Raw genomic sequence first — 25,365 nt, forward strand, 5'->3', positions numbered from 1 at the left:
CCCGCCGAAGGCCGGCGCGATGATGGAGGCTCTTCGGGGTCTCGGATACTCGACCGCCGCCGCTCTGGCAGACGTCGTGGATAACTCGATATCCGCCGGGGCTTCCGAGGTTCGTCTGCGCTTCGACTGGGAAAGACAGGCCAGTCGGATCTCGATTCTGGACGACGGTCGCGGCATGAGCGACCCCGAGCTCGAAGCCGCGATGACGCTGGGAACGATCAATCCGCTCGACGAGCGGGCTCCGTCCGACCTGGGACGCTTCGGTCTCGGCCTGAAGACGGCCTCCTTCTCGCAGTGTCGCAGCCTCACCGTCGCCTCGAAGCGCGAGGGAGGACCGCTCGTCTGTCTGCGCTGGGACCTCGACGCCATAGCCTCGGACCCGGAGGGCGGATGGCGCATGTTTGAAGGGCCGGCTCCCGGCTCGGAGCGCTTTCTGGAACCTCTCGCCTCGCTGCGCTCGGGAACGCTCGTTCTCTGGGAGAGGATGGATCGGGTGGTCACCGCCGGCTCCAATTTCGAGCACTTCGCAGAGCTCGCCATCGACGTCGAGTCGCGGCTCGCGATGATTTTTCACCGCCTCATCGAGGGGCACAGGCCCGACTTCCGGCTCTTCGTGAACGACAAGGCGGTCGCTCCGTGGGACCCCTTCATGACCGGGCATCCGGCTAAGCCCTGGGAATCCCCCGTCGCCCGTATTCCTACTCCCTCCGGACCCGTCGATGCGCAGTGCCACGTGCTTCCGCACAAGGACAAGCTGTCTGAAGACGACTTCGCGAAGGCCGGAGGCCCGGAGGGATGGACGTCCCAGCAGGGCTTCTACGTCTACCGAAACAAGCGCCTGCTGCTGGCCGGAGGATGGCTCGGACTCGGCAAGGGAAGGGCGTGGAATCGGGAGGAGTCGCATCGTCTGGCGCGAATCAGGGTGGACATCCCGAATTCCGCCGACGCAGACTGGAAAATCGACGTGAGGAAGTCCACGGCGCGGCCTCCGGTCTACGTCCGCTCGTGGCTGACCGGGCTGGCGGAGAACACGCGGGAGAAGGCGCGAAAGGTCTTCGCGTTCAGAGGGGCGCCTATGCCGGGTCCCGGCGGAGCGCGGATCGAGCAGGCCTGGCGGGTCGAGCATCTGCGCGGCGGCGTCCGCTATCGCATCGACGAGGGACATCCCGCCGTCGCCGCCGTCATCGACGCCTGCGGCGATAGGAAGGACCTCGTGAGGGCGATGCTGCGGGTCGTCGAGGAGACCGTGCCGGTCCAGCGCATCTGGCTCGACACCGCGGAGAACAAGGACACCCCGAGAACGGGCTTCTCCGGCGAGCCGGAGACGGCTTCCGACGGCGTCAGGACGGTTCTCCTGACCCTGTTCAAGGACATGACAGGACGGCGCGGCATGACGCCGGAGGCCGCCGTTCGCGCGCTGTCCTCCACCGAGCCGTTTCAGAACTACCCCAAACTCGTCGCCTCCCTGCCGGAGATCGCGATGAAGCCCCAAGAAGGGAACGCAGAATGACGGAAGAGCAGAGCAAACTGTTTCAAGGTCTCGTCAGCATCGTTCAGACGACGCTCGCGGCGGACATGGAGAAGGGCGCGGTAACCCCGACCCTCATCGCGGAGAAGGTCGACTTCGTCGCCGACAACCTCTACCCGGGCAAGGACATCGACAGGAAGGCGGCGCGCGACGAACTCATCCGCCGGTTCAGCCTCTGGATCGGCGGGGCCACGATGCTGTCCGACAAGACCGGCCACAAGGACTGGCTCAACGCCTCCCGTCGCAAGGACTGGCGCTACTGGCAGCGCTACCGCGACTTCCTCGAAAGCAAGATGTCTGTCAAGGCGGTGGACTCGCTGGACGAGGCGACGAACAAGATTCTCGAACTGCTCGAAGACCCATTGCGAGAAGGCGTCTGGGATCGTCGCGGACTCGTCGTCGGGCACGTCCAGTCGGGAAAGACGGGCAACTACACCGGTCTGATCTGCAAGGCGGCCGACGCGGGCTACAAAATCATCATCGTTCTCGCCGGTCTGCACAACAATCTGCGCTCGCAGACCCAGATTCGTCTCGAAGAGGGGTTCCTGGGCTACGAGACGTCGGCGAAGAACGACGTGGTCCGCTACATCGGGGTCGGCGAGAACGCCAGGGACGCCGAGATTCGCCCCAATTGCGCGACGAATCGCTCGGACAACGGGGACTTCAACACCAAGGTCGCGAAGCATCTCGCCATCTCCCCCGAGCAGAGGCCGTGGCTGTTCGTCGTCAAGAAGAACAAGACGGTGCTCGAACGCCTGCTCAAATGGATTCGCAATCACGTCGCCGACGCCAAGGACGCGGACGGCCGTCCTCTCGTCTCCGGCTTCCCGCTGCTCCTGATCGACGACGAGGCCGACCACGCCTCCGTCGACACCGGGGACCAGATCGTCAACAAGGACGGCACGGTGGACGACGAGTATCAGCCGAAGGCCATCAACAGCCGCATCCGGAAGATTCTCCACTCGTTCGCGCGGAAGGCCTACGTCGGCTACACCGCCACGCCGTTCGCGAACATCTTCATCGACCGGCGCAAGGCGACGAAAGAGGAGGGCCCCGATCTGTTCCCGCAGTCCTTCATCATCAACATCTCCGCCCCGTCGAACTACGTCGGTCCCGCCCGCGTCTTCGGGCTGCGCTCGACCGACGGCAGGGTCGGCGGACTGCCCCTGACCAGAGAGATGGACGACCAGATCGACTCCTCGGGCGAGGACGGCTGGATGCCTCCCAAGCACGACAAGACCCACGTTCCCATGTATCAGGGGCGCGACGAGGTTCCTCCGTCGCTCAGGGAGGCGATTTCGGCCTTCGCGCTCTGCTGCGCGACGCGCGTCCTCCGGGGGCAGGGCGACAGGCACTGCTCGATGCTGATTCACGTGACGCGCTTCACCGCCGTTCAGGAGGAGGTGCGCCGACAGGTGGACGAGCTCGTGAAGGGCTTCCGGGCGCGTCTGCGCGGATTCGGCGCGGCCGAGAGGGACGCGCTGCTGGCCGAGTGGCGCGAGCTCTGGGAGGACGACTTCGTCCCCACGTCCGCCGCCGTCGCGACGTCCATGGACGAGACAACCGGCGAATTCGATCTTCCCGACTGGGAGGACGTCGAGGCGGTTCTTCCCGAGGTGCTCGACGACCTGGCGAACGGCGTGAGGGCCATCAACGGATCGGCCGGCGACGTGCTGGACTACGCCGAGCGTGAGGAGACCGGCCTGAAAGTCATCGCCGTCGGCGGGGACAAGCTCGCCCGGGGTCTCACGCTGGAAGGCCTCTGCGTCAGCTACTTCGTCCGCTCCACCAAGATGTACGACACCCTGATGCAGATGGGCCGCTGGTTCGGCTATCGCCCGGGCTACCTCGACCTCTGCCGTCTCTACACGACCTCGGACCTCGTCGACTGGTTCGGCCACATCGCCGACGCGGCGGAGGAGCTTCGCCAGGAGTTCGACACCATGGCAAAAATCCACGCGACGCCAGAGACATACGGCATGAGGGTGCAGTCCCATCCCGTTCTGATGGTTACGTCCTCCATCAAGATGCGCAGCGCGAAGACCCTGCAACTCTCGTTCAGCGGCTCCGTGCTCGAAACCGTCGCCTTCCATCGCGACCCGTCTATCCTCGAAAGCAACCTTGCGGCGACAGAGAGGCTGCTGAATGCCGCCGCCGCGCCTTCGGAGAAGGGCGTCATCATCCGGGAGCGCGGCTCGGTAAAGCAGGCGTGGAGGGGGTTCCTGTGGAAGGGAGTGCCCGCCGAGCACGTGGCGGACTTCTTCTCGAACTATCGGACGCATCCTGCGGCCCGGAAGGTGAACAGCGCGGTGCTGGCCGACTTCGTCAAGGCGATGTCGGCCAAGGGCGAGCTCTCCTCATGGACCGTCGCGGTAATCGGAGGGAACGACAGCGCCGACGGAGGTCCGTTCGTTCTCTGCGGGAAATACGCCTTGGAGCACATGATCACTCGCAAGCCGAACGAGAGCACCGAGCACTACTCCATCGGGAGACTCCTGTCGCCGAGAGACGAGGCGATCGACATGGACGAGGACTCCTGGAGCGCCGCCATGAAACTCACCCTCGAGGACCGGGCGCGGGACCCGGGGCGCGGAACGGAGGAGACCGGGAAGGAGTCGCCCAAATACCCCGGAGGGATCTGGGTGCGACAGGTGCGCGGACTGGGAGCCGAGGGCGTCCCGGCACACCCCGAGCGCGGTCTTCTGCTCCTGTATCCCATCGACCCGAAAGGCGCCGAACTGCCCGAAGGCGTCCCGCCCGTGGTCGGCTTCGGGGTCAGTTTTCCCGCCAGTCGCTCGACGACGACCGTGAAGTACGAGGTGGATCACCTTCTCTGGGAGACCGAGTATGCCCCGGCCGATTGACGAGTTCGTCGCCGCCTGGGAGGCCCTCTCCGGCAGCGGCGCGGAGGCGGGCTGGCGCGGAATTCCCGTGGCCCGCGCGGGAGTCTGCGAGCTCATGGCGGCCAGACGCTTCCCTGGGAACGAGGAGGCGCTGCTCGCCCGTTTCCCGACGGCTCGCCCGAGCTCGTCGGACCGTCTTCCCGAGGGCAAAGGATTCGAGGTCGTCCGAGCAGACCCGTTCGGCGACGGCATGACGTGGATAGCCCTGTCACGCAAGGAGTCGGGCAGCCCCGAACTCTTCGCGGAGATGGTCGGGGACGTCGCGGGAGCCATGGACGCAGCCGCTCCCGAGGGAGAGGTCTCCGTTCTCAGAACCATGCTGCGCAGAGTGCGCATGTGGCAGCAGTTCATGTCGCGCGGAACGGGGCCTCTCAGCCCCGAGGCGGAGCTAGGACTGGCCGGAGAACTCTTCTTCATGGCGCTGCTTCTCGACGCGGGAGTCTCGCACGAGAGCGTGCTGAGCGGCTGGGTCGGCCCTGACGACGCCCCGCAGGACTTCCTCCTCGGGGACGGGGCGATCGAGGTGAAGGCGACGATGTCCTCGTCGGGTTTCCCGGTGAAGATCGGCTCGTTGGAGCAGTTGGACGACGCCGTCGCGTCCCCCTTGTTTCTCGCCGCCGTCAGATTCGCGGCGGGAGAGGGCGGCTCGACGCTTCCCGAGATGGTCGCGGAGGTGGAGCGGCGTGTCTCGGAGGAACCCGGCGCGATCGATTATCTGCGCGAGAGACTCATGGTCGCGGGCTACGCCGAGGCGCACGCCGGCCAGTATTCCCGGAGATTCGAGCCGAAGGAGAAACGCGTGCTCTCCGTGTCCGAGGGCTTTCCGCGTCTGACGCCGGGAGTCGTCCCGGCCGGCGTCACTCGCACCGTCTACGAAATCAATCTGGACCACGCCGGAGACTTCCTGCGCGACTTCGACGAGGTCCTCTCGCAACTAGGAGCAACCGAATGACCCTCGACGATTTTCTCGCGGAGATGCGGGCCGAGATAGCGGCCCAGATGAGCGAAGGCTCTCCCTTCGCCGAACTGGTTTTCTGCGAGGTGGTCATGCAGCACCTCGTGGACGCGGGCATGACCTTCGAACCTGTCGTCTGCCACTTCCAGGGGAAGGTCGGAAACGCCAACCTGCGACTCAGCGGCTACGCCATCTCCGACGACGCCGATCAACTGGACCTCTTCGTCAGCCTTTACGAGGGGTTCGAGGCTCTGACGCCCGTTCAGGATCAGGACTCTAAGACGGCGGCCCAGCAGTGCGTCCGGTTCCTCGAACTCTGCGCGGCCGGGCGTCTGGCCGACAAACTCGATCCGTCCAGCGACGCCCACTCGCTCGCCCTGACCATCCGCGAGATATACGACGGTCTGGAGCAGGTCCGGGTCTTCGTTCTCACGGACGGCGTCGCCAAGTCGAAGAGCTTCAAGCCGAGGGACGTCGGCGGCAAGTCGGTCCGCCTCGAGGTCATGGACATCGAGCGTCTCTTCCGCCACCGTTCGGAGGGCAAGCCGCGCGACGAGCTCGTCGTCGATTTCAACGAGGTCTCCGGCTCTCCTCTGCCGTGCGTCTTCGTTCCCGGCGAGACGGGCGACTACGACTACGCTCTGACCGCCGTCCCGGGCGAGGCGCTGCGCCACGTCTACGAGAAGTTCGGCCCCCGGCTGCTGGAAGCCAACGTACGTTCGTTCCTGAGCGTCAAGGCCAAGGGCGTTAACGCCGGCATCCAGAGCACTCTCCGGTCGGCCCCGGAGCGCTTCATGGCCTTCAACAACGGCATCGTCCTGGTCGCCGACGAGATGAAGCTCGCCCGCGCAGAAGACGGATCTCCCGGCATCGTCTGGCTTCGCGGGATGCAGATCGTGAACGGAGGACAGACCACGGCTTCGCTCTACTTCGCGAAGAAGAAGTATCCCGATACCGACCTGAGCAAGGTACGCGTTCCCGCGAAAATCATCGTGATGAGAGAGGAGGACCCGACGAAGGAGGAGGCTCTGGTCTCCGACATCTCGCGCTACGCCAACTCCCAGAACGCGGTGCGTCAGTCCGACCTGTCGGCGAACAAGCCCTTCCACGTGGACGTCGAGCGGCTCTCCCTGACCGTCTACTGCCCCGACGGGGTCGGCCGCTGGTTCTACGAGCGGGCGGCGGGCAGCTACAACACCCTTCTGTCTCGCGAGGGCACCACGCCGGCTCGTCTGAAAGCCCTGAAGGAGTCCGTGCCGGCCTCCCGCAAAATCACGAAGACGGAGTTGGCGAAGTATCTGATGGCTTGGGAGGTCCGACCGGACGTCGTCAGCCTGGGAACGCAGAAGTGCTTCGACCGCTTCATGACGGGGCTCGGCGAGGCCGAGGCGGCGGGGAACCCCATCGTTCCTGACCCCGTCTTCTTCAAGGCTCTCGTCGCCAAGGCTCTGGTGTTCAAGGCCGTCCACAAGACGGCCCGTCCTCTGGTCTCCGCCTTCCTGGCGAACGTTGCGGCCTATACCGTTGCCGTCGTGGCCCACTCGTATCGGGAGGCCTTCGATCTCGAGAAGGTCTGGCGCAGCCAGGGCGTCTCGCCCCAGTTCGTCGAGCAGGTCGAGATATGGGCGCGGGAGGTTAACGAGCGGCTTCACGAGACTGCTAACGGCAAGATGATCTCAGAATGGGCCAAGCGGCCCGAGTGCAAGGAGGCGATGTTCTCCCGTCCTTTCTCTCCGCCGTCCGTGGACGTGCCGGAGACCCGCCGGGGCTAATCCGTGACCGACGTCGTCGACCCGGCGACGAGAAGCCGGATGATGTCCGGCATCGGAGGACGGAACACGAAGCCCGAGATCGTCGTCCGCAAGGCCCTGTTCGCGGCGGGCTTCCGCTTCCGTCTGCACCGGAAGGATCTGCCGGGACGCCCCGACGTCGTCCTGCCCGGGCGTCGCGTCGCGGTCTTTGTTCACGGCTGTTTCTGGCACGCGCATCCTGGCTGTCGCTACGCGAAGGTTCCTGCCTCGCGGAGGGAGTTCTGGGAGGCCAAACTCGCTGCCAACGTCGAGCGGGACCGGCGCGCGATTGACGCTCTGCTGTCGTCGGGCTGGAGAGTACTGGTGGTGTGGGAGTGCGCTACGCGCTCGGCTGAATTGCGGGAGGCATTGCCGGAGCTACTGCGCCGCTGGATCGACGGCCCGGAGGTCAGCGGGGAGTTCTGCTCCGATTCCACGCTTCCATGAACTTCAAGACCACTCCGGCGATCTTTCTAGCGAGACGAGGCGGGACCGCGTTGCCGACCTGCGTGTATTGCTCGGTACGGTTGCCTGCGAAGAAGTAGTTGTCCTGGAAGGTCTGAAGACGGGCGGCCTCGCGCACGGTCAGGCTTCTACACTGCGACGGATCGGGATGGATGAAATAGTGCCCGTCCTTTGCGATGTGCGCGACGACGGTGGATGACCAAGAACCTTCCAGTTGAACCCGGAAGCGGTCGGCGAACGGCACTTTTTCGGATGACACGTTGTCGTGCTTGGGAAGCAGTGGGGTCGGGAAGTCGGCGATCTTGGGCGAAACGCCTTTCGCTCGTCCGTAGGCGGCGGCGAAGAGGTAGCGGTGAAGGTCGGAGCGCATGTGCGAGCGCGTCTCGTGCTGAATCACGCCGCCAAGACGCCCGTCTATATACCAGTCCGCCAGTCTGTCGCGCATTTTGTGCCGGGTCGTGTCGAAGGGCAGGAAAGGTCCTCCGACGGATACGCGCCAACGCGCCGCTGTGACGGCTCGGCTCATTTCCTCGAAGACAGATTCCAAGTCCTCAGATCGATAGAAGCGAAGCTCTTCGGCCGTCTGGCTCAGAGCCGAGAGCCACCCGTCATGCCCGTCTGGTTCCTTGGAGAGTCTGCTGCGGAGAGGCGGAAGACCGGAGAGAGCCTCTCCGACAAAAACCTTCTGGTTCTCGCCGCCCAGCACGAACTCCTCCGGCTTCGAGGATAGCTCGGGAACCGAGCGTGCGACGTCTGAGCGAATCCCGAACAGGATCACCCGGTGTCGGCCCTGCGGAACGCCGTAGCGCTCCGCCTCGATGACAAAGTCGTGCGGGTCTATCTCACCGGCGACACCTGGCTTAACGAGCGAGCGAATCTGATATTCGAGTCCGTCCCCCGGCTTGGAGAGGTCGGCCACGATTCTGTCGAAGATGGGAGAGCCGCCGTGCTGCGAGGAGAGCATCCCCTTCACGTTCTCCATGACGAAGACGGCCGGCTTGTGTCTGCGGATGATCCGCAGATACTCGCGATAGAGGAAGTGCTTCTCGTCGCTCTCGAACTTCTCCAGCGACTCGCGTGTGCGTCGGGAGCGACCGGCGAGCGAGTAGGCCTGGCAGGGAGGTCCGCCTATCAGAACCCAGTCGTCCACGCCGCCGAGGGCAGCCTGAATGCGGCGGTCCAGATCCTCCGGGTCGTCCTTCCCGAGTTCGAAGTTCCGCGCCTCTTCCAACGCCTCCCGTCCGGCTTCGGCTGCGTCCGGGTGGGCGAAAAGGGCCTCGCGGGAGATCGCTCCGCGAATATGATCGTAGTAGCAGTCCGGAGCTTGCCCCTTCGGAAATTTTCGGTAGAGCGAGCGCAGCGACAACGTCTTGTGAGCCGTCGGGTCCTTCTCCGCCGAGACTTTCAGGGAGAAGTAGGGGTTGCGGTCGACGTCCAGGATCGACGAGAAGCCTTCTCCGAGGCCGCCTGGACCCGCAAAGAGGTCGATTACCGGTATGGGGCTACGTTCGGACATGTGTCGTCGTTCTTGTGTTTCCGTCGTACAAAAGAAAAGGGCGCGACTCGCGCGCCGTGGAATGCTATCGGAATTGCCGATGACGTAGCGTTCCGCGCGCGGATTCTACCTCTTCGAGCGGCGTCTTCGATATCCGGATCGATTCGAGGATGATTCTCAACAGGCTAGCCCAGTCGCATTTAACTGTAAATATTAACAGTATTTTGCGCATCCCTCTCATTTACTCTCGAATCCATGCTTCCGGAGGAAACCGAAACTCGGCGTCTGCCACTTCCTATCGTGGTGGGCAACGTCTCAGCAGGATTTCGACATCAGGCGTATGCCGCAAACTGGTTGCTGTCGCGGGTGAGGAGTTGCATCAGCTTGGGATGGGTAAACAGTTTTTCCCTACCGACTTGCAGTTCTTTCAGTACGCCAATGCCGACCAGTTCCTTGAGGTAGCTTGAGGCGGCCTGGCGCTGGGCGATTTTCTTGTCGACCAGGTTGGCGATGCGGCAGTAGGGCTGCTCGAAGATGACATCGACCAGTTCGCGGCTGTAGATCTTGGCTTGTTTTTCGCGGATGTGGTTGGCCGTGTGCTCGGCCAGGTTGCGGATGGCGGCGATTTTGGCGGTGGTCCATTGGGCGGTTTCTTCAACGGCTTGCAGCATGAAGAGTATCCAGGGCTCCCAGGCGCCATGGCGCGTGACGTCGAGCAGCAGCCGGTAGTAATCGGCCTTGTGGGCAATGATGTGCCGGCTCAGGTAGAGGATGGGCAGGCCGAGCAGGTCTTGCTGGATCAGGTAGAGGATGTTGATGACACGACCGGTGCGGCCGTTGCCGTCAGTGAAGGGGTGGATGGCCTCGAACTGGTAATGGGCAACCGCCATGCGCACCAGGGGGTCGATGTCTTCCTGGTAGTGCAGGAATTTCTCCCAGTTGGAAAGCAGGTCGCGCAGTCGGGTTTCGCCTTCCGGCGGGGTGTAGATGGTTTCGCCTGTGCGGTCGTTGGCCAGACGGGTACCGGGCGTGCGGCGGATATCCATGGCCACGCCCTTGGTCGTGCGGCAAACCTCGATGGCCGTGGCGGTACATAGCGGACGCTCGGCGAGCGAGCGGAAGCCACGGTAGAGCGCGGTGCGGTAACGCAAGGCTTCCTTGGTTGCCGGGTCGGCCTGGCTGTCGCTTTGGGCAAACTGAAAGAGCTTGTCGGTGCTGGTGACGATGTTTTCGATTTCCGAACTGTCTTTTGCTTCGAGCAGGGGAAGGGTGTTGATGAGCATGTCCTGGTTGGGGATCAGTTTGGCAGCCTGCTTGAGTTCGGCGAGGGCCGCCCGTGCGGTGATGCAGCGTTTGAGCACCGCCCGGGTTTCGATCTCCTGACCGGGAGGAAGAAGGGGAAGGGCGTTGTAGGGCTGTTCCGGGTGCCAGTCAGCAGGGCTCATGGTGTCGAAATCGATTTTTGGCGACAGGTTCGGAGGATATGTCGTTGCTGGCGACAGGTCAATAAAACGTGTCGATGTTTTTTAAAAACATCGACACGTACCATTATCTTCGGGAAACGAAATTCTTTGTCGAGCACAGAGAAAATCGAGTCTGTTCAGTGTCTCGTGAACGTTTTCCAGGGGGCTGTGTTGATGAACTAAACAGCTCCCAGCAATCATTGTGTCCGCCTACCACCCACCCCCCAGCGCACGAATCAGGTTCACCGTCGCCCGTGCCCTTTCGCCGTCAAGGCTGACTGCACTGCGGCGTTGCTGGAGGACGCTGCGGTCGGCGTCGATGACGGCGAGGTAGCCGATGGCGCCTTCGCGGTGCTGGATCTGCGACAGCTCGGCGGCGCGGCGGGCGGCGCCGACGGCACGGTCCTGGGCGGCGTGCTGGCGGTCGAGGATGCGCAGGTGGGCGAGGTTGTCCTCGACTTCCTTGAAGGCCTGCAGCAGCGTTTGCCGGTAGCGGGCGACTTCCTCGTCGTAGGCGGCGTTGGCACGATCGACACCGGCGGCGCGGGCGCCTCCGTCGAAGATCGGCAGGCTGAGCAGGGTGCCGACCAGCGGGCCGAGCGCCCAGGTCCGGCTGGCGCTGTTGAACAGGTCGCCGAGGCGGGCCGATTCGTAGCCGTAGCTGCCGGTCAGGCTGAGCTGCGGGAAATAGGCGGCGCGGGCGGCGCCGATGCGGGCGTTGGCGGCGGCCATCGCGCGCTCGGCGGCGGCGATGTCCGGGCGGCGTTCGAGCAGCGCCGACGGCAGGCCGCCCGGAATGGCGACCGACAGCCGCGTCAGCGGCTGCGGCGCCAGCGCGAAATCGGCCGGCGGCCGGCCGAGCAGGATCGCCAGCGCGTGCTCGGCAACCGCCCGCTGGCGGGCCACGCCGTCGGCCTCGGCCTGTGCCGAGGCGAGTTCGGCGGTCGCCCGCGCCAGTTCCATCTCGCCGATGTCGCCGGCGTCGAAGCGGCGCTGGAAGAGCTCGAGGCTGGCGGCGCGCAGCTTGATCGTGTCGGCGTAGAGGGCCTGGGCGGCATCCAGTTCGCGGATCAGGAAGTAGGCCTGGGCGACGTCGGCCTGCAGCGTCAGCAGCGTCGCGCGGAACAGCGCGGCGTTGCGCTCGGCGTCGAAGCCGGCAGCCCGGGCGCCGTCGCCGAGCCGGCCGAAGAGGTCGGCTTCCCAGGCGAAGCTGGCCTGGCCGCGCCACAGCGTGCCCGGGTCGGTGTCGGCGTTGGCCGGCAGCCCTTGTGACGCCGGCGACGGCAATTGACGGGTCGGTCCGAGGCCGACGCCGATCTGCGGGAAGAGGGCAGCCCGGGCAGTCTTTTCCAGGGCCCGCGCCTGGCCGAGGCGGGCGGCGGCGGCCTTGAGGTCCTGATTGGCGGCGAGCGCCTGCTGCTCGAGATCGTCGAGCGTGGCGTCGGCGAAGACCCGCCACCATTCGCCGCGTTCGACGGCATCGGCGGGTTGCGCCAGTTTCCACGGCGCGCCGGCGGGCGGTTGCGGGGCTTCCTTGTAGCTGGCCGGAATGGCGGCCTCGGGGCGTCGGTAGTCGGGGGCCAGCGAGCAGCCGGCGAGCAGCAGGCTGGCGAGCAGCGCGCCGACCGGGAAGGGCAGAGGTCGGAGGTTCATGGTCTTACTCCTGCGGGGCATGGTAGGCGGAGGGGCCGGCCACCAGCGGGGCGTCGTGGTGGGCGGCGGAATGCAGCTTGTGCTTCTTGTCCAGCGTGCGCAGCAGCACGTAGAACACCGGCGTCAGGAAGAGGCCGAACAGGGTCACGCCGAGCATGCCGAAGAAGACGGCGATGCCCATCGCGTGGCGCATTTCGGCACCGGCGCCGGAGGACAGCACGAGCGGCACGACCCCCATGATGAAGGCGATGGAAGTCATCAGGATCGGGCGCAGCCGCAGGCGGCTGGCGTCGATCGCCGCCTGCACCGGCGTGCTGCCCTGCATTTCCAGTTCGCGGGCGAATTCGACGATGAGGATGGCGTTCTTGCAGGCCAGCCCGACCAGCACCATCAACCCGATCTGGGTGAAGATGTTGTTGTCGCCGCCGGTCAGCCAGACGCCGGTGAGCGCCGCGAACAGGCTGGTCGGCACGATCAGGATGACGGCCAGCGGCAGCGTCAGGCTCTCGTACTGGGCGGCGAGGACCAGGAAGACCAGCAGCACGCTGATCGGGAACACCCAGATGCCGGCGTTGCCCGCCAGGATCTTCTGGTAGGTCAGGTCGGTCCATTCGAACTTGACGCCGCGCGGCAGGGTTTCCGCCGCGACGCGCTCGGCCGCCGCCTCGGCCTGCGCCGAGGAATAGCCGGGGGCCGGGCCGCCGTTGATGTCGGCCGCCGTGTAGCCGTTGTAGCGGACGACCATTTCCGGTCCGTAGGTCTGCTTGACCTTGACCAGCGACGACAGCGGCACCATCTCGCCGGCCGCGTTGCGCACCTTGAGCTGGCCGATGTCCTCGGGATGGGCGCGGAAGGGGGCGTCGGCCTGGGCACGCACCTGATAGACGCGGCCGAAGCGGTTGAAGTCATTGACGTACTGCGAGCCGAGGTAGATCTGCATGGTGTCGAAAACGTCGGTGACCGAGACGCCCAACTGCTTGGCGCGGGTGCGGTCGAGATCGACGTCGATCTGCGGCACGTTGATCTGGTAGCTGGAGAACATCGGGCCGAGTGCCGGTTCCTTGGCTGCCGCCGCCATGAAGGCGTTGGCCGCCTCGTTGAGTTCGGCGTAGCCGACCGAAGCGCGGTCCTCGATCTGCAGCTTGAAGCCGCCGACCGTGCCCAGGCCCATCACCGGCGGTGGCGGGAAGGTGGCGATGAAGCCTTCCTGGATCGCCGCGTATTTCTGGTTCAGCGCACCGGCAATCGCGCCGGCCGACAGTTCCGGGCTGCCGCGTTCGGCGAAGGGTTTCAGCGTGACGAAGACGATGCCGGCGCTGGAACTGTTGGTGAAGCCGTTGATCGACAGGCCGGGGAAGGCAACGGCGTGGTCGACGCCGGGCTGGGCGAGGGCGATCTCGCTCATCTTGCGGATGACGGCTTCGGTGCGGTCGAGCGAGGCGCCGTTCGGCAGCTGCGTGAAGCTGACCAGGTACTGCTTGTCCTGGCCGGGCACGAAGCCGCCGGGCACGATGTAGGACAAGCCGATGGCGCCGGCGATCAGCACCAGGTAGATGCCGATGGCGCCGGTCTTGTGCGCGATGATGCCGGTGACGCCGCGGCCGTAGCGCTCCGAGGAGCGGTTGAAGAAGCGGTTGAAGGCGCGGAAGAAGCCGCCGAGGTAGCGCTCCATCTGCACCGTCAGCCAGTCCGGCTGCTCGCCGTGGCCTTTGAGCAGCAGCGCGGCCAGCGCCGGCGACAGGGTCAGCGAGTTGATCGCCGAGATCACCGTCGAGATGGCGATGGTCATCGCGAACTGCTTGTAGAACTGGCCGGTCAGGCCAGTCATGAAAGCCAGCGGCACGAACACCGCGACCAGCGTCAGGGCGATGGCGATGATCGGTCCGGAGACTTCGCGCATGGCCCGGTAGGTCGCTTCGCGCGGCGTCAGCCCGGCCTCGATGTTGCGCTCGACGTTTTCGACGACGACGATGGCATCATCGACGACGATGCCGATGGCCAGCACCATGCCGAACAGCGACAGGGCGTTGATCGAGTAGCCGAAGCCGAGCATCAGCGAGAAGGTGCCGACGATGGACACCGGTACGGCCAGCAGCGGGATGATCGAGGCGCGCCAGGTCTGCAGGAAGACGATGACCACCAGCACGACCAGGGCGATGGCTTCGAGCAGCGTATGCACGACCGCCTCGATGGAGGCGCGCACGAACTGCGTCGGGTCGTAGACGATTTCGTATTTCACCGAATCCGGGAAGTCGACCGCCAGCTCCTGCATCGCCTCGCGCACGCTGGTGGAAATCTGCAGCGCGTTGGCGCCGGGCGCCTGGAAGATCGGGATGGCCACCGCCTGTTTGTTGTCGAGCAGCGCGCGCAGGCCGTATTCGGCTGCCGCCAGCTCGACCCGGGCAACGTCGCCGAGACGGGTGACCGCGCCGTCGGGCGCCGCCTTGAGGATGATGTCGGCGAATTCGGCGGCGGTCTTCAGGCGCCCCTGGGCATTGACGTTCAACTGCAAAGGCACGTCGGGCAGGCTGGGCGAAGCGCCCAGCGTGCCGGCGGCGACCTGGACGTTCTGCTCGCGGATGGCACGGACCACTTCGGTGGCGGTCAGGTTGCGCTCGGCGACCTTGCCCGGATCGAGCCAGACGCGCATCGCGTAGTTGCCGGAGCCGAACAGGCCGACCTCGCCGACGCCCTGGATGCGCGCCAGGCGGTCCTTGACGTTGATCAGCGCGTAGTTGCGCAGGTAGGTCATGTCGTAGCGGTCGTCCGGCGAGATCAGGTGCACCACCATGGTCAGTGTCGGCGAGCTCTTCAGCGTCGTCACGCCCAGGCGCTGCACGTCCTCGGGCAGGCGCGGCAAGGCCTGCGAGACGCGGTTCTGCACTAGTTGCTGGGCCTTGTCGGGATCGACGCCCAGCTGGAAGTTGACCGTCACCGTCAGGTTGCCGTCGCTGTTGGCCTGCGACTGCATGTAGAGCATGTTCTCGACGCCGTTGATCGACTCTTCCAGCGGTGCCGCCACCGTTTCGGCGATGACCTTGGGGTTGGCGCCCGGATACTGGGCGCGCACCACTACCGAGGGCGGCACCACCTCGGGGTATTCCGAGATCGGCAGGTTGAACACCGAGAGCACGCCGGCGAGCAGGATCAGGATCGAGATCACGCCGGCGAAGATCGGCCGGTCGATGAAGAATTTGGAGATGTTCATGGAATCGTTTCCGTTCTGTCCCGGGATCAGCCGGCCTGGGCGGCTGGCGCTGCGGTGCTGCCGGGCATGTCCACCTGGTTCGGGCTGACCGCGTCGCCGGGGCGCACGCGCTGCAGGCCGTTGACCACGATGCGCTCGCCGGCCTGCAGGCCGCGGTCGACGATGACCAGGCCGTTCTGTGTCGCACCGGTATGCACGGCGCGGTATTCGGTCTTGTTGTCGGGGCCGACGACAAGCACGAAACGCTTGTCCTGGTCGGTGCCGATCGCCTTTTCGGTGATCAGCACGGCCGGCCGCTGCTCGCCGCCGCCGAGGCGGATGCGGGCGTAGAGCCCGGGCACCAGGCGGCCGTCGGCGTTGTCGAAGACGGCGCGGACGCGAATCGTGCCGGAGGCGGTATCGAGCCGGTTGTCGACCGAGTCGATGCGGCCTTCACGCGGATGGCCGTCCTCGTTGGCCAGGCCGAGACTGACCGGCAGGCGCCGCTCGGCACTGGCGAGGGCCGGGTTGATGTGGCGCAGGAAGGTCTGCTCGTCGACGTCGAAGGCGGCGTAGATGCGGTCGGAGGCGACGATGCTGCTGAGCACCGGGCCGTTGCCGGCACTGACCAGGTTGCCGACGGTGATTTCGGCGCGCGACATGCGGCCGGCAATCGGCGCCGTGATCTGCGTGTATTCGAGATTGAGCCTGGCGACGCGCAGCGCTGCCTGGGCGGCCTGCAGGCTGGCGGCACCGTCGCGGGCGGCGTTCTGCTTTTCCTCGAAATCGCGCCGGGCGATGGCGTTGTCGGCGAGCAGGCGTTCGGCGCGCGCCAGTTCGCCGGCGGTATAGGCGGCGCGCGCCTCGGCGGCGGCGGTCTGTGCCTGGGCGCGGGCGACCTCGGCGGCGTAGGGGCGCGGGTCGATGGTGAACAGCAGGTCGCCCTTGCGGACCACGGCGCCGTCCTTGAAATGCACGGCGGTCAGGATGCCGGAAACCTGCGGCCGGAGCTCGACGCGGTCCACCGCTTCGAGGCGGCCGGAAAAGGACTGCCAGTCGATGATCGGACGGCTGACCGCGGTGGCGACATCGACCGCCACGCCCTGGGCGGCGACCGCCGCGTTGGCCTGGGCGTCGCCGGTGCCGGCAAGCCCCCAGGCGGTGGCAGTAACCGCGACGATGCCGGCGAGGGCGAGGCAGATGGCAGCGCGTCGCGAAGCCGGGTGCTGGCGGGTGAAGTTGGGGAGGGGCATGGTCATTTCCTTCTTGGCTGGGATTTGTTGGCAGAGGTGGAATGCAGGCGCTGGCGCAGGAACTCGGCGGCTTCGGCGAGCAGCGGCGGATGCCGGGGCAGGTCTGCGTGCTGGACGTCGAAACGGGTGATCTGGGTCGGCACGCCGGCGGCGATCAGCGCCGTGGCGTAGGCTTCGGCTTCGCGGTGGAGGACGTCGCACTTGGCGGTCGCCAGGTAGGTCGGCGGCAGGTCGTGCAGGCGGCGCGAGGCGAGCGGCGAGGCGTAGGGATGCAGGCGTTCCTGGCTGTGCGGCAGGTATTGGGCATAACGCTGGGCGCAGGTCTGCGGCTTGAGGTCGGAGGTCAGTCGCTCGGCGTCGCCGAGCAGGGTCATGCTCGGGTCGAGCATCGGCCCGATCAGGACCTGGGCGGCCAGCGCCGGGCCGTTGCGGTCGCGGGCGATCAGCGCCACGGCTGCTGCGATGTTGCCGCCGGCATCGTCGCCGGCCACCGCCAGCCGGTTACCGTCGAGATTCAGCCCGGGGGCCGCACCGAGCAGCCAGCGCAAGGCGGCATGGGCGTCTTCCGGCGCTGCCGGGAAAGGATGGCGGGGCGCCAGCGAATAAGCCAGCGACAGCACCGCGACGCCAGCCTGTGCGACCAGCTGGCGGGCGGTGGCATCGGCGTCGTCGAGCGAGCCGGCAACGAAACCGCCGCCGTGCAGGTAGAGTACGACCGGCAGTGCGGCGTCGTGCCTGGCGGGCCGATAGAGGCGGGCCGGCAGTGGGCCGAGGTAACCGGAAATTTGCTGATTTTCGACGTCGACCGTCAACGTCGGTGGGGCAGTGCTGCTGCGATGGGCATCCATGTTTCGCGCTGGGCTGTTGGCGGTGGATGCATTCTGGGTGTTATATTTGAGCGAATAAATATTCGGCTTGCGATAACACTATTCAACAATCGCAAACAATTGCCGCTGCTGTTTCGATCAGGAGAATTGCGATGGACCGTTTTCAGGCGATGAAGGTGTACATGGCGGTGGTCGACGCGCGCAGCTTCAGCCGCGCCGCCGACAATCTCGGCCTGCCGCGGGCGACGGTGACGACGACGATCCAGGGCCTCGAAAGCCTGCTCCGCGTGCGCCTGCTCAACCGCACCACGCGCAGCGTCAGCCTGACGCCGGACGGCGCCGCCTACTACGAGCGTTGCGCCCGCCTGATCGGCGAGCTCGAGGAAATGGAGGCGTCCTTCCGCGATGTCGCGCAGCGGCCGCAGGGGCGGCTGCGCATCGACGTGCCGACGACGATCGGACGCATGATCCTGATTCCGAAACTGTGCGAGTTCCGCCAGCGCTACCCGGACATCGAACTGGTCATCGGCATGAGCGACCGCCCGGTCGACCTGGTCCAGGAAGCCGTCGATTGCGTCATCCGCGGCGGCGAACTGATCGATTCGACCCTGGTCGCCCGGCGTATCGGCAGCATCAGCTTCGTCACCTGTGCTGCGCCTTCCTACCTCGCACGTTGTGGTACCCCGGAAACCCTGGAGGACCTGCAATCGCACCAGGCAATCCACTTCTTCTCCGCCCGGACCGGGCGCATCATCGACTGGGATTACGTGATTGACGGGGCTACGCAAAACATCAAGGTTCCCGGCTCGGTTGCAGTCAACGACGCCGAGGCTTACCTGGGGCTGGCGTTGCAAGGCTTTGGTCTGGTCCAGGCAGCGCGTTTCATGGCCTTGCCGCATCTGGAAACGGGAGCCCTGGTCGAAGTCCTTGGGCAGTGGCGTCCGGCGAACCTGCCCATCGCAGTCCTTTACCCGCAAAACCGCCACCTGTCGCCGAAAGTCCGGGCGTTTTCCGACTGGGCCGCGGAACTGTTCTCGCTGTGCCCGTTGTTGAATGGCAACGACAGTGACTATGTTCCCGGGGTGTGTACGATCGCCGACCCGCATGCGCCCAGCAACAACATCCGCGATCTGGTCGAACAGCGTAATCTTGCCGAACGCGTTCTCTGACCGGTGCATCCTCTCGTTAGCCAGTCCCGGCCGACTTTTGTTCGCAAGGCCCTGGCATTTGATCTGGATCATCTAGTGCTTATGTAGTGTCTTGTGCCCGCTTGTTCCAGGTATAAAATATGTCAAAAAAGGGAGAAACGGCATGGGGAAGGTGGCGATAGCTGGCATTGGTGCGTCGGCGGGGGGACTGGAGGCGATCACGCAGCTGATTTCCCGTTTGCGGCCCGACGTCCCTTGTGCCTATGTCGTTCTCCAGCATCTGTCGCCGAGCTACCGCAGCATGATGGTCGAGATTCTCGGCCGTGAGACGGCGCTCCACATCAAGGAAATGGAGCAGGGAGACCGTCCTCAGGCGGGCGTCATCTATGTGGTTCCGGCGAATTCGAACGCCCTGGTCAAGGATGGGCGTTTTTCCCTGGCGACGGCCGCTCCCGAAGTCGTTCCCAAGCCTTCGATCAACCAGTTCCTGATCTCGCTGGCGGCGGAAGAGGGCGATGCGGCGATCGGCATCATTCTCTCCGGTACCGGTTCTGACGGGGTTGCCGGTTTGCGTGCGATCCAGGCTGCCGGCGGTTTCACCCTGGCCCAACTCCCCGAGTCCGCCAAATATGACGGGATGCCCCGTGCTGCCATCGAAGCGGGCGTGGTCGATCACGTTCTTGCACCCGAGGCGATTGCCGAGCAGATTTCACGCTTGCTTGTCCTGCCTGACCCCGCGAGCGAAAACGAGCCGCCTCCCGACCTGTTGCAGAACCTGCTGGTCAGCCTGCGTGATCGCTTGCAGTTTGATTTTTCGGGATACAAGACCGGTACCCTGATGCGACGCATCCGCAGGCGCCAGTTTGCCACCGGGGGCGAGAATCTTGCCGCCTACCTGGGCTGGGTTGAAGCGCATCCCGAGGAGCTGGAGTTGCTTGCGCGCGACATCCTGATCTCGGTCACCGCGTTCTTCCGCGACCGGGAAGCTTTTGCCGCGCTTCGCCGTGCGGTTGTCGATCTGGTCGGACGCAAGAGCGCCGGCGGTGAAATCAGGGTTTGGGTCGCCGGTTGCGCAACCGGCGAGGAGGCTTATTCGATCGCCATGCTCTTCGCCGACGCGCTGGGGGATAGAGCGAGCCAGTACCGGGTCCAGATATTCGCCACCGATGTCGACGAAGAGGCCCTCAACGTCGCCCGTCGCGGAGTGTATCCAGCGGCTTCGATGAGCGAGGTATCGATCGAGCAGCTCGACCGCTATTTCAAGCCGGCCGGCAGTGCCTACGAAGCGGGCAAGATACTGCGCGACATGATCGTTTTCGCGCGTCACAACCTGGTCAGTGACCCGCCTTTCATGCGCCTGGATCTGGTCAGTTGCCGCAACGTACTGATCTACTTCGACGCCCCATTGCAGAGCAAGGTCCTGAAAATCTTCCATTTCGGGCTTGCTCACGATGCCTACCTGTTTCTTGGTCGCTCGGAGAGCATCGTCCAGGCAGAGCAGCTGTTTTCGACGCTAGATCGGCGTGAGCGCTTGTTCAGGAAACAAGGGGACTCGGTTGCATTGACCCCGGCGGCCTCGACGCTCCCGGTCAGTTCCCTGAGAACCCCAGGGCAGCGCCGCGACCGGCGCCTTGAACTACTTCTCTCGGGGCTGGTTGCGCACTTCAAGCTGACGGTGGCCATTTGTGATCGTGAAGGAAATGTGCTGCACACCGCAGGCGATGTCGAACGGCACATGCTGTTTCCTGTCGGGGTTTCCCGACTGACCCTGGGGGATGTCGTCGTGCCTGAACTGAGGGGGGAAATCCTGACCCTGCTCAGGCGCTGCCAGCAGCAGCGCAGTACGCAGACTGGCAGGCGTCGTCGGGTCGGTCGCGATCTTCTCCGGATTATCATCGAACCCATTTCCGACGGCGCCGGCGAACTCTTGCTGGTGATCTTCGCACCCGAGGTTGCCAAGGAAGAGGTGCAGGAGGAGCTGACCGGCAGTTCGACGCAGCAGCAACTGGAAGACGAACTGTTGACGACGCGGGAGCATCTGCAGGCGCTGGTCGAGGAAATGGCGACCGCCAACGAGGAGATGCAGGCGCTCAACGAAGAATCTCAGGCAGCCAACGAGGAACTACAGGCGACCAACGAGGAACTGGAGGCGGCGAACGAGGAGATGCAGGCGACCAACGAGGAACTGGTCAGCCTGAACGAAGAGCTCAACGTAAAAACGGTCGAGCTGTCGAAGTTGTCCGAAGAATATGCCCATCTCTACGATGCACTCGAATATCCGGTGCTGGTTTTCGATCGGGCGCTCCAGCTTGCCCGTTTCAACGCTCCCGCTGCCCGGCGTTTCGATCTGAGATCGACCGCCTTGCGGCAACATCTGTCTCGCTTGCGCCTGCCCGAGCCCTTGCATGACATGGAAATCTGGCTGGGGCGCGCCCTGGCGCACGGTGACCGTGAGCAGATACTGGTCCAGCTTGATAGCCGCGACCTGCGGGTGCTGATTTCCCCGGGGATGGGAAAAACCGGCGGGATTTCCTCGCTGGTGGTCAGTTTCATCGATGTCACCGATATCGTTCGCACCCAGGAGGCCTTGAGCCAATCGCAGGATCGCCTGAATGCGCTGATGCAGAACACGACGGTGATTTTTGCGATGCGCGATGTCGCCGGCGCTTATATTTACGCCAATTGCCGTTTCGTCGAGTTTTTTGGCCTGGAAGGCCAGGAAATCCTCGGAAAAAACGATTTTTCGCTTTTCGAGCATGAACTCGCCGTCAATATCTGGGACGGAACTCTCTCCTCGCTGAGAAATCGGTCGGCCTTCACCACCGATTACCAGATTGCCGGCCCCAACGGCGCGCGTTACCTAAGGGCCGTTCACCAAACGCTCTGTGACGCCGCGGGCAATCCCGTTGCCCTGATTCTCGAAGCCGAGGATGTCACTGCCAGCAAACTGGCCGAAGAACAGCTGCGGATCACGGCGCGGGTCTTCGAGCAGGCAGGTGAGGCAATTGTCGTGACCGATGCCGACGGGGTCATCCAGACGACCAACAAGGCATTCGTGGCGATTACGGGTTACAGCACGGCTGAGTCGGTCGGGAAACAGGTCGGGCAGCTCCTGAAGTCAGGGCGGCATAGTCCGGATTTCTATGCCGCGATGTGGGAAGCGCTGCTCGAAAAAGGCTTCTGGCAAGGCGAAATCTGGAATCGCCGGAAAAGTGGTGATGTATATCCTGAATGGCTGACGATCAATCGCGTTGACGATGCCGAGGGGCGAATCGAGCACTTCGTCTCGGTTTTCTCTGACATTACCGATATCAAGAACGCCCAGCGCAAGGCCGAGTACCTGGCTGCGCATGATGTGCTGACCGGATTGCCGAATCGCACGCTGTTTCACGACCGACTGCGTCACGCGTTGGCCCAGGCCAGACGGAAGAAGGAACGCCTGGCACTGATGTTCATCGATCTTGACAACTTCAAGGACATCAACGACACGCTCGGCCACGATATCGGCGACGACTTGCTCAGGCAGGCGGCTGAGCGGTTGCAGCAGGTGATGCGCGATGTGGATACGGTAGCTCGCCTGGGCGGCGATGAATTCACGGCGGTACTGTCTGATTGCGACGCCGAAGCCGCCGGCCGGATCGCCCGGCGGATCGTCGATGAACTGTCTGCTTCCTTCTCGGTGCAGGAGCGCCAGCTTTTTGTTTCCGCCAGCGTTGGCGTTGCCTTTTTCCCGGAGGATGGGCAGGACAGCAATTCGCTTGTCAAGGCCGCTGATACGGCCATGTATCGAGCCAAGGAACTTGGCCGGAACCGCGTCGAGTTTTTTGTCCCGGATCTGCATGTACGCCTGCTCAAGCGCGCGACGATGGAAAGCGCGATGCGTGCGGCGCTGGACATGCGCCGACTGCGTCTTGTCTATCAACCGAAATTCGGCTTGCAGCAGGGCCATCCACTGGTTGGCGCCGAAGCCCTGTTACGCTGGCGCGACCCGGCGTTGGGCGAGGTTCCACCAGGCGAGTTCATTCCGGTCTGTGAATCCTGCGGCCTGATCAAGGATGTCACCCGGGCCGTTCAGAAAATGCTGCTGCAGCAGCTATCAACCTGGCTGGCGCTGGGCCTGCCTGTCGTGCCGGTGGCTTTCAATTGCTCGCCAAGAAACATTCGTGAGCCGGACATGGCCGAAGTGCTCGTGGCAAGCATGCAGGAAGCCGGCGTTCCGTCGCATCTGGTCCAGGTCGAGATCACCGAAGGGGCGCTTCTGGAAAACAGCGAGATTGTCCTGGCTAACCTCAGCATTCTCGATCAGCACGGCATTTCGATCAGTGTTGACGACTTCGGCACGGGCTATTCCTCGCTGACCTATCTCAAGCGTTTGCCGTTGGCCGAACTCAAGGTGGACAAGAGTTTCGTCGATGGGCTGGGCAGTGACAGTGATGACGAAGCGATCGCGCGCGCAGTCCTCAGCCTGGCCAAGGCACTCGGTTTGCGCGCGGTGGCCGAGGGGGTCGAGTCCGAGAGGCAACTCGACTGGTTGGCCGAGCAAGGTTGCGAGGCTGTGCAGGGATATCACCTTTCCCGACCGCTCGAAGCGGTCGATTATGAAGACATGCTGGCGAGGTCGGTGCGTGGATAAGCGGTTCATTGACGAGTGTGAGCGGGAACAGTTGCATCTTTCCGGCGCCATTCAGGCGCATGGGGCAATGGTGGTGGTCGATCAGGCGCTGCGAATCAGCCATTACTCGGCGAATGTGGCGAATTTCCTTCCGGCTGATTTTCCTGTTCGCCTTGGCGAGGATATTCCCGCCAGTTTTTGCGAGCTTGTTTCCCAGTTGGGCAGCGAACCGGGGCGCCGTATCCAGTACGAAGCGGTGCTCCAGGGCCCGGCGGGTTTGCTCGATGCGGTATTCATCCGTAACGCACAGGGGCTGGTCCTGATCGAGTTTTTCCCCGGTTTTCACGATGAATGCGAGCCGTTGCCCCTTCTCACCCAGGGGGTTGTTCCTCCCGCCAGCCGCAGTGAAGCCGATAGCCAGCGCCAGTCCTTGCTCGAACGAGTGCTGCAGCAGACCGGCTTTCAGCGTGTCATGTACTACCGTTTTCTCGAAGATGGTGATGGCGAGGTGCTGGCAGAAGCAAAGCAGGATGGCGTGGCCGGTTCCTACCTCGGGTTGCGTTTTCCGGCCAGCGATATCCCTCAGATTGCGCGCGTCCTTTATCGGCAGAATCCATGGCGCTTGATTCCGGATGCCGCGGCCGACTCGGTGCCGCTGATTGGCCGCGAGGCCGTGGTGCCTGATCTGAGCTGTTCCGACTTGCGCAGTGTTTCCCCCGTACATGCGGTATATCTGGCGAATATGGGCGTCAGCGCTGCCCTGTCGTTTCCCATTGTAGTCGGTGGGCAATTATGGGGATTGATCGCCTGTCACCATGCTGAGCCGCGCCAGCTTGGTCTGGCCAGGCTTGCCAAGGCCTCGCAGGATGTTCGTTCCCATACCATGGGGTTGTCGGCATTCTTCGCGCAAAGGCGCATGCAACTGCTCGATGGCCTGGTACGCCGTTTCAGCCAGGCCAGGGAAATCGTTCACGAAGCCGGTGATGTGGTTGCTGCTTGGGGCAAGCTCGGCGCCTGGCTGGCAGCGGAGTTCTCCGCCGACGGCGCACAACTCTGCATGGACGAGGGCGATGTCGGCTGGGGAGAGGGCTTCGAGGAGTCCGCCCTGGCCTTCGTTGACGAATGGTTCCTCGGCCAGAACACCGAGCAGGTCTGGCTGGCTGAATCCTTGCCCCGCCAGTTGCCTGGCTATCCGTTGTCTCGCGTTGCCGGCGTTCTGGCGGTCAAGGCGAAGACGGCTGGCGGTCAGTTGCTGCGCGTTTACCTGACCCGGCACGAGCACATTCACGACGTCGCCTGGGGGGGCAACCCGGACAAACCTGTCGAGCGCCACGACGGCATACTCGGAATCGCGCCGCGACGTTCGTTCGGCAAATGGGTGGAGAAGCGGATTGGCCGTTGCCGTCCATGGGACAACGAGGTTCGTTTGCTCGGCCTCAAGCTTCGCGAACTGGTGATGCAACTTGGAAGAGACTGATTTCCTGGCCGAACTGCGCCAAAGAACAGGCGTGTCTCATCGGCAACTCGAGGCCAGGGTTCCTTTTGTGCGTCTGACTGCCGACGACGTGGCGGCGGTCGATGTAGCCCACGCCTTTACCTTGTTCCATGCCTTTTACGCGGGTCTTGAGCCGGTTCTCGTTTCGCGCCTGGGCATGCTGTCGCTGGCCGGGCTTTATCGCCGACGCAGCCATTTGCTTGCTGATGATCTGGCCACCCTTGGTTATTCCTTGCCACAACCCTGGCCGTCGATCGTGCCTGACGACGAGGCCGGACTGCTGGGATTGGTCTATGCGATAGAAGGTTCTGCGCTGGGTGGGCAGATTGTCGCCCGTCACCTGCGTTCCCGGCTGGGAGCCGAGTTCTCAGACTCGCTGACTTTTTACAGCGCGCTGACCAACGGTGTCGGCGCCCACTGGCAGAGGGTTCTCGCTGCTTTGCGCCAGGCCCTGGGCCGCGAACCGGCCCTGGATGCCATGAGTGCGGCGGCGAATGGGGTTTTCGCCTCGCTCATCAGTCTTGCCGAAACATGTTCTTCGGAGCCTTGTCTGACGCTGCGTTGAAATGCCAACCGCTTGCGTCTGTCTCT

Annotated in this window: 15 protein-coding genes; 9 read left to right on the plus strand and 6 right to left on the minus strand. The window is 64.3% G+C overall.

Annotated features, from left to right (window positions below):
• Window positions 1-19: 19 nt before the first annotated feature.
• Genes DFR40_RS16705 through DFR40_RS16725 form a run of 5 tightly spaced genes read left to right on the plus strand, consistent with a single transcriptional unit; the run spans window position 20 to window position 7,623 of the window.
• A complete protein-coding gene (locus DFR40_RS16705; protein WP_121459669.1) occupies window positions 20-1,510 on the plus strand; it encodes an ATP-binding protein in 1,491 nt (496 codons plus the stop codon).
• Complete coding sequence (locus DFR40_RS16710) at window positions 1,507-4,392, plus strand: Z1 domain-containing protein (protein WP_121459631.1); 2,886 nt, start codon at window positions 1,507-1,509, stop codon at window positions 4,390-4,392. Before DFR40_RS16705 ends, DFR40_RS16710 begins: the two co-directional genes overlap by 4 nt.
• Entirely contained in the window at window positions 4,376-5,383 is a 1,008-nt protein-coding gene (locus DFR40_RS16715; protein WP_121459632.1) for a PD-(D/E)XK motif protein, read from the plus strand. The genes DFR40_RS16710 and DFR40_RS16715 overlap by 17 nt, the downstream gene beginning before the upstream one ends.
• Window positions 5,380-7,158, plus strand: coding sequence for an AIPR family protein (locus tag DFR40_RS16720; RefSeq protein WP_121459633.1), 1,779 nt, complete (start codon window positions 5,380-5,382; stop codon window positions 7,156-7,158). The genes DFR40_RS16715 and DFR40_RS16720 overlap by 4 nt, the downstream gene beginning before the upstream one ends.
• Window positions 7,159-7,161: 3 nt before the next feature.
• Entirely contained in the window at window positions 7,162-7,623 is a 462-nt protein-coding gene (locus DFR40_RS16725; RefSeq protein ID WP_121459634.1) for a very short patch repair endonuclease, read from the plus strand.
• Here the strand turns inward: DFR40_RS16725 and DFR40_RS16730 are convergent.
• The 6 genes from DFR40_RS16730 to DFR40_RS16755 form a co-directional block, all read right to left on the minus strand.
• Complete coding sequence (locus DFR40_RS16730) at window positions 7,586-9,157, minus strand: DNA cytosine methyltransferase (protein ID WP_121459635.1); 1,572 nt, start codon at window positions 9,155-9,157, stop codon at window positions 7,586-7,588. The two genes, DFR40_RS16725 and DFR40_RS16730, sit on opposite strands and share 38 nt — an antisense overlap.
• 311 nt (window positions 9,158-9,468) lie before the next feature.
• Window positions 9,469-10,581, minus strand: coding sequence for a protein adenylyltransferase Fic (gene fic / locus DFR40_RS16735; RefSeq protein WP_121459636.1), 1,113 nt, complete (start codon window positions 10,579-10,581; stop codon window positions 9,469-9,471).
• A 228-nt stretch (window positions 10,582-10,809) separates the two neighbouring features.
• Window positions 10,810-12,252 (minus strand): efflux transporter outer membrane subunit, encoded by a 1,443-nt coding sequence (locus DFR40_RS16740; RefSeq protein ID WP_211329826.1) that lies wholly within the window; start codon window positions 12,250-12,252, stop codon window positions 10,810-10,812.
• Between the two features lie 4 nt (window positions 12,253-12,256).
• Window positions 12,257-15,460: an efflux RND transporter permease subunit gene (locus DFR40_RS16745; RefSeq protein WP_121459638.1), complete on the minus strand. Its 3,204-nt coding sequence runs from the start codon at window positions 15,458-15,460 to the stop codon at window positions 12,257-12,259.
• Between the two features lie 26 nt (window positions 15,461-15,486).
• Window positions 15,487-16,692, minus strand: a complete 1,206-nt coding sequence (locus DFR40_RS16750) for an efflux RND transporter periplasmic adaptor subunit (protein ID WP_121459670.1) — start codon at window positions 16,690-16,692, stop codon at window positions 15,487-15,489.
• 2 nt (window positions 16,693-16,694) lie between these two features.
• Window positions 16,695-17,540, minus strand: a complete 846-nt coding sequence (locus DFR40_RS16755; protein ID WP_121459639.1) for an alpha/beta hydrolase — start codon at window positions 17,538-17,540, stop codon at window positions 16,695-16,697.
• A 131-nt stretch (window positions 17,541-17,671) separates the two neighbouring features.
• Between DFR40_RS16755 and DFR40_RS16760 the strand changes: the two genes are divergently transcribed.
• The 4 genes from DFR40_RS16760 (at window position 17,672) to DFR40_RS16775 (ending at window position 25,339) form a co-directional block, all read left to right on the plus strand.
• Window positions 17,672-18,688 carry a LysR family transcriptional regulator gene (locus DFR40_RS16760; protein WP_121459640.1) on the plus strand — a complete coding sequence of 339 codons (1,017 nt, stop codon included), beginning with the start codon at window positions 17,672-17,674 and terminating at the stop codon, window positions 18,686-18,688.
• Window positions 18,689-18,830: 142 nt separating this feature from the next.
• Window positions 18,831-23,300 (plus strand): EAL domain-containing protein, encoded by a 4,470-nt coding sequence (locus DFR40_RS16765; protein ID WP_121459641.1) that lies wholly within the window; start codon window positions 18,831-18,833, stop codon window positions 23,298-23,300.
• Window positions 23,293-24,756, plus strand: a complete 1,464-nt coding sequence (locus DFR40_RS16770) for a GAF domain-containing protein (protein ID WP_170160258.1) — start codon at window positions 23,293-23,295, stop codon at window positions 24,754-24,756. The genes DFR40_RS16765 and DFR40_RS16770 overlap by 8 nt, the downstream gene beginning before the upstream one ends.
• The gene (locus DFR40_RS16775) at window positions 24,743-25,339 is read left to right on the plus strand and encodes a biliverdin-producing heme oxygenase (protein ID WP_147431350.1); all 597 of its coding nucleotides are present in this window, start codon (window positions 24,743-24,745) and stop codon (window positions 25,337-25,339) included. Before DFR40_RS16770 ends, DFR40_RS16775 begins: the two co-directional genes overlap by 14 nt.
• Window positions 25,340-25,365: the final 26 nt, after the last annotated feature.

This window comes from Azonexus fungiphilus, from assembly GCF_003634965.1.
In the GTDB taxonomy this organism is placed as follows: Bacteria; Pseudomonadota; Gammaproteobacteria; order Burkholderiales; family Rhodocyclaceae; genus Azonexus; species Azonexus fungiphilus.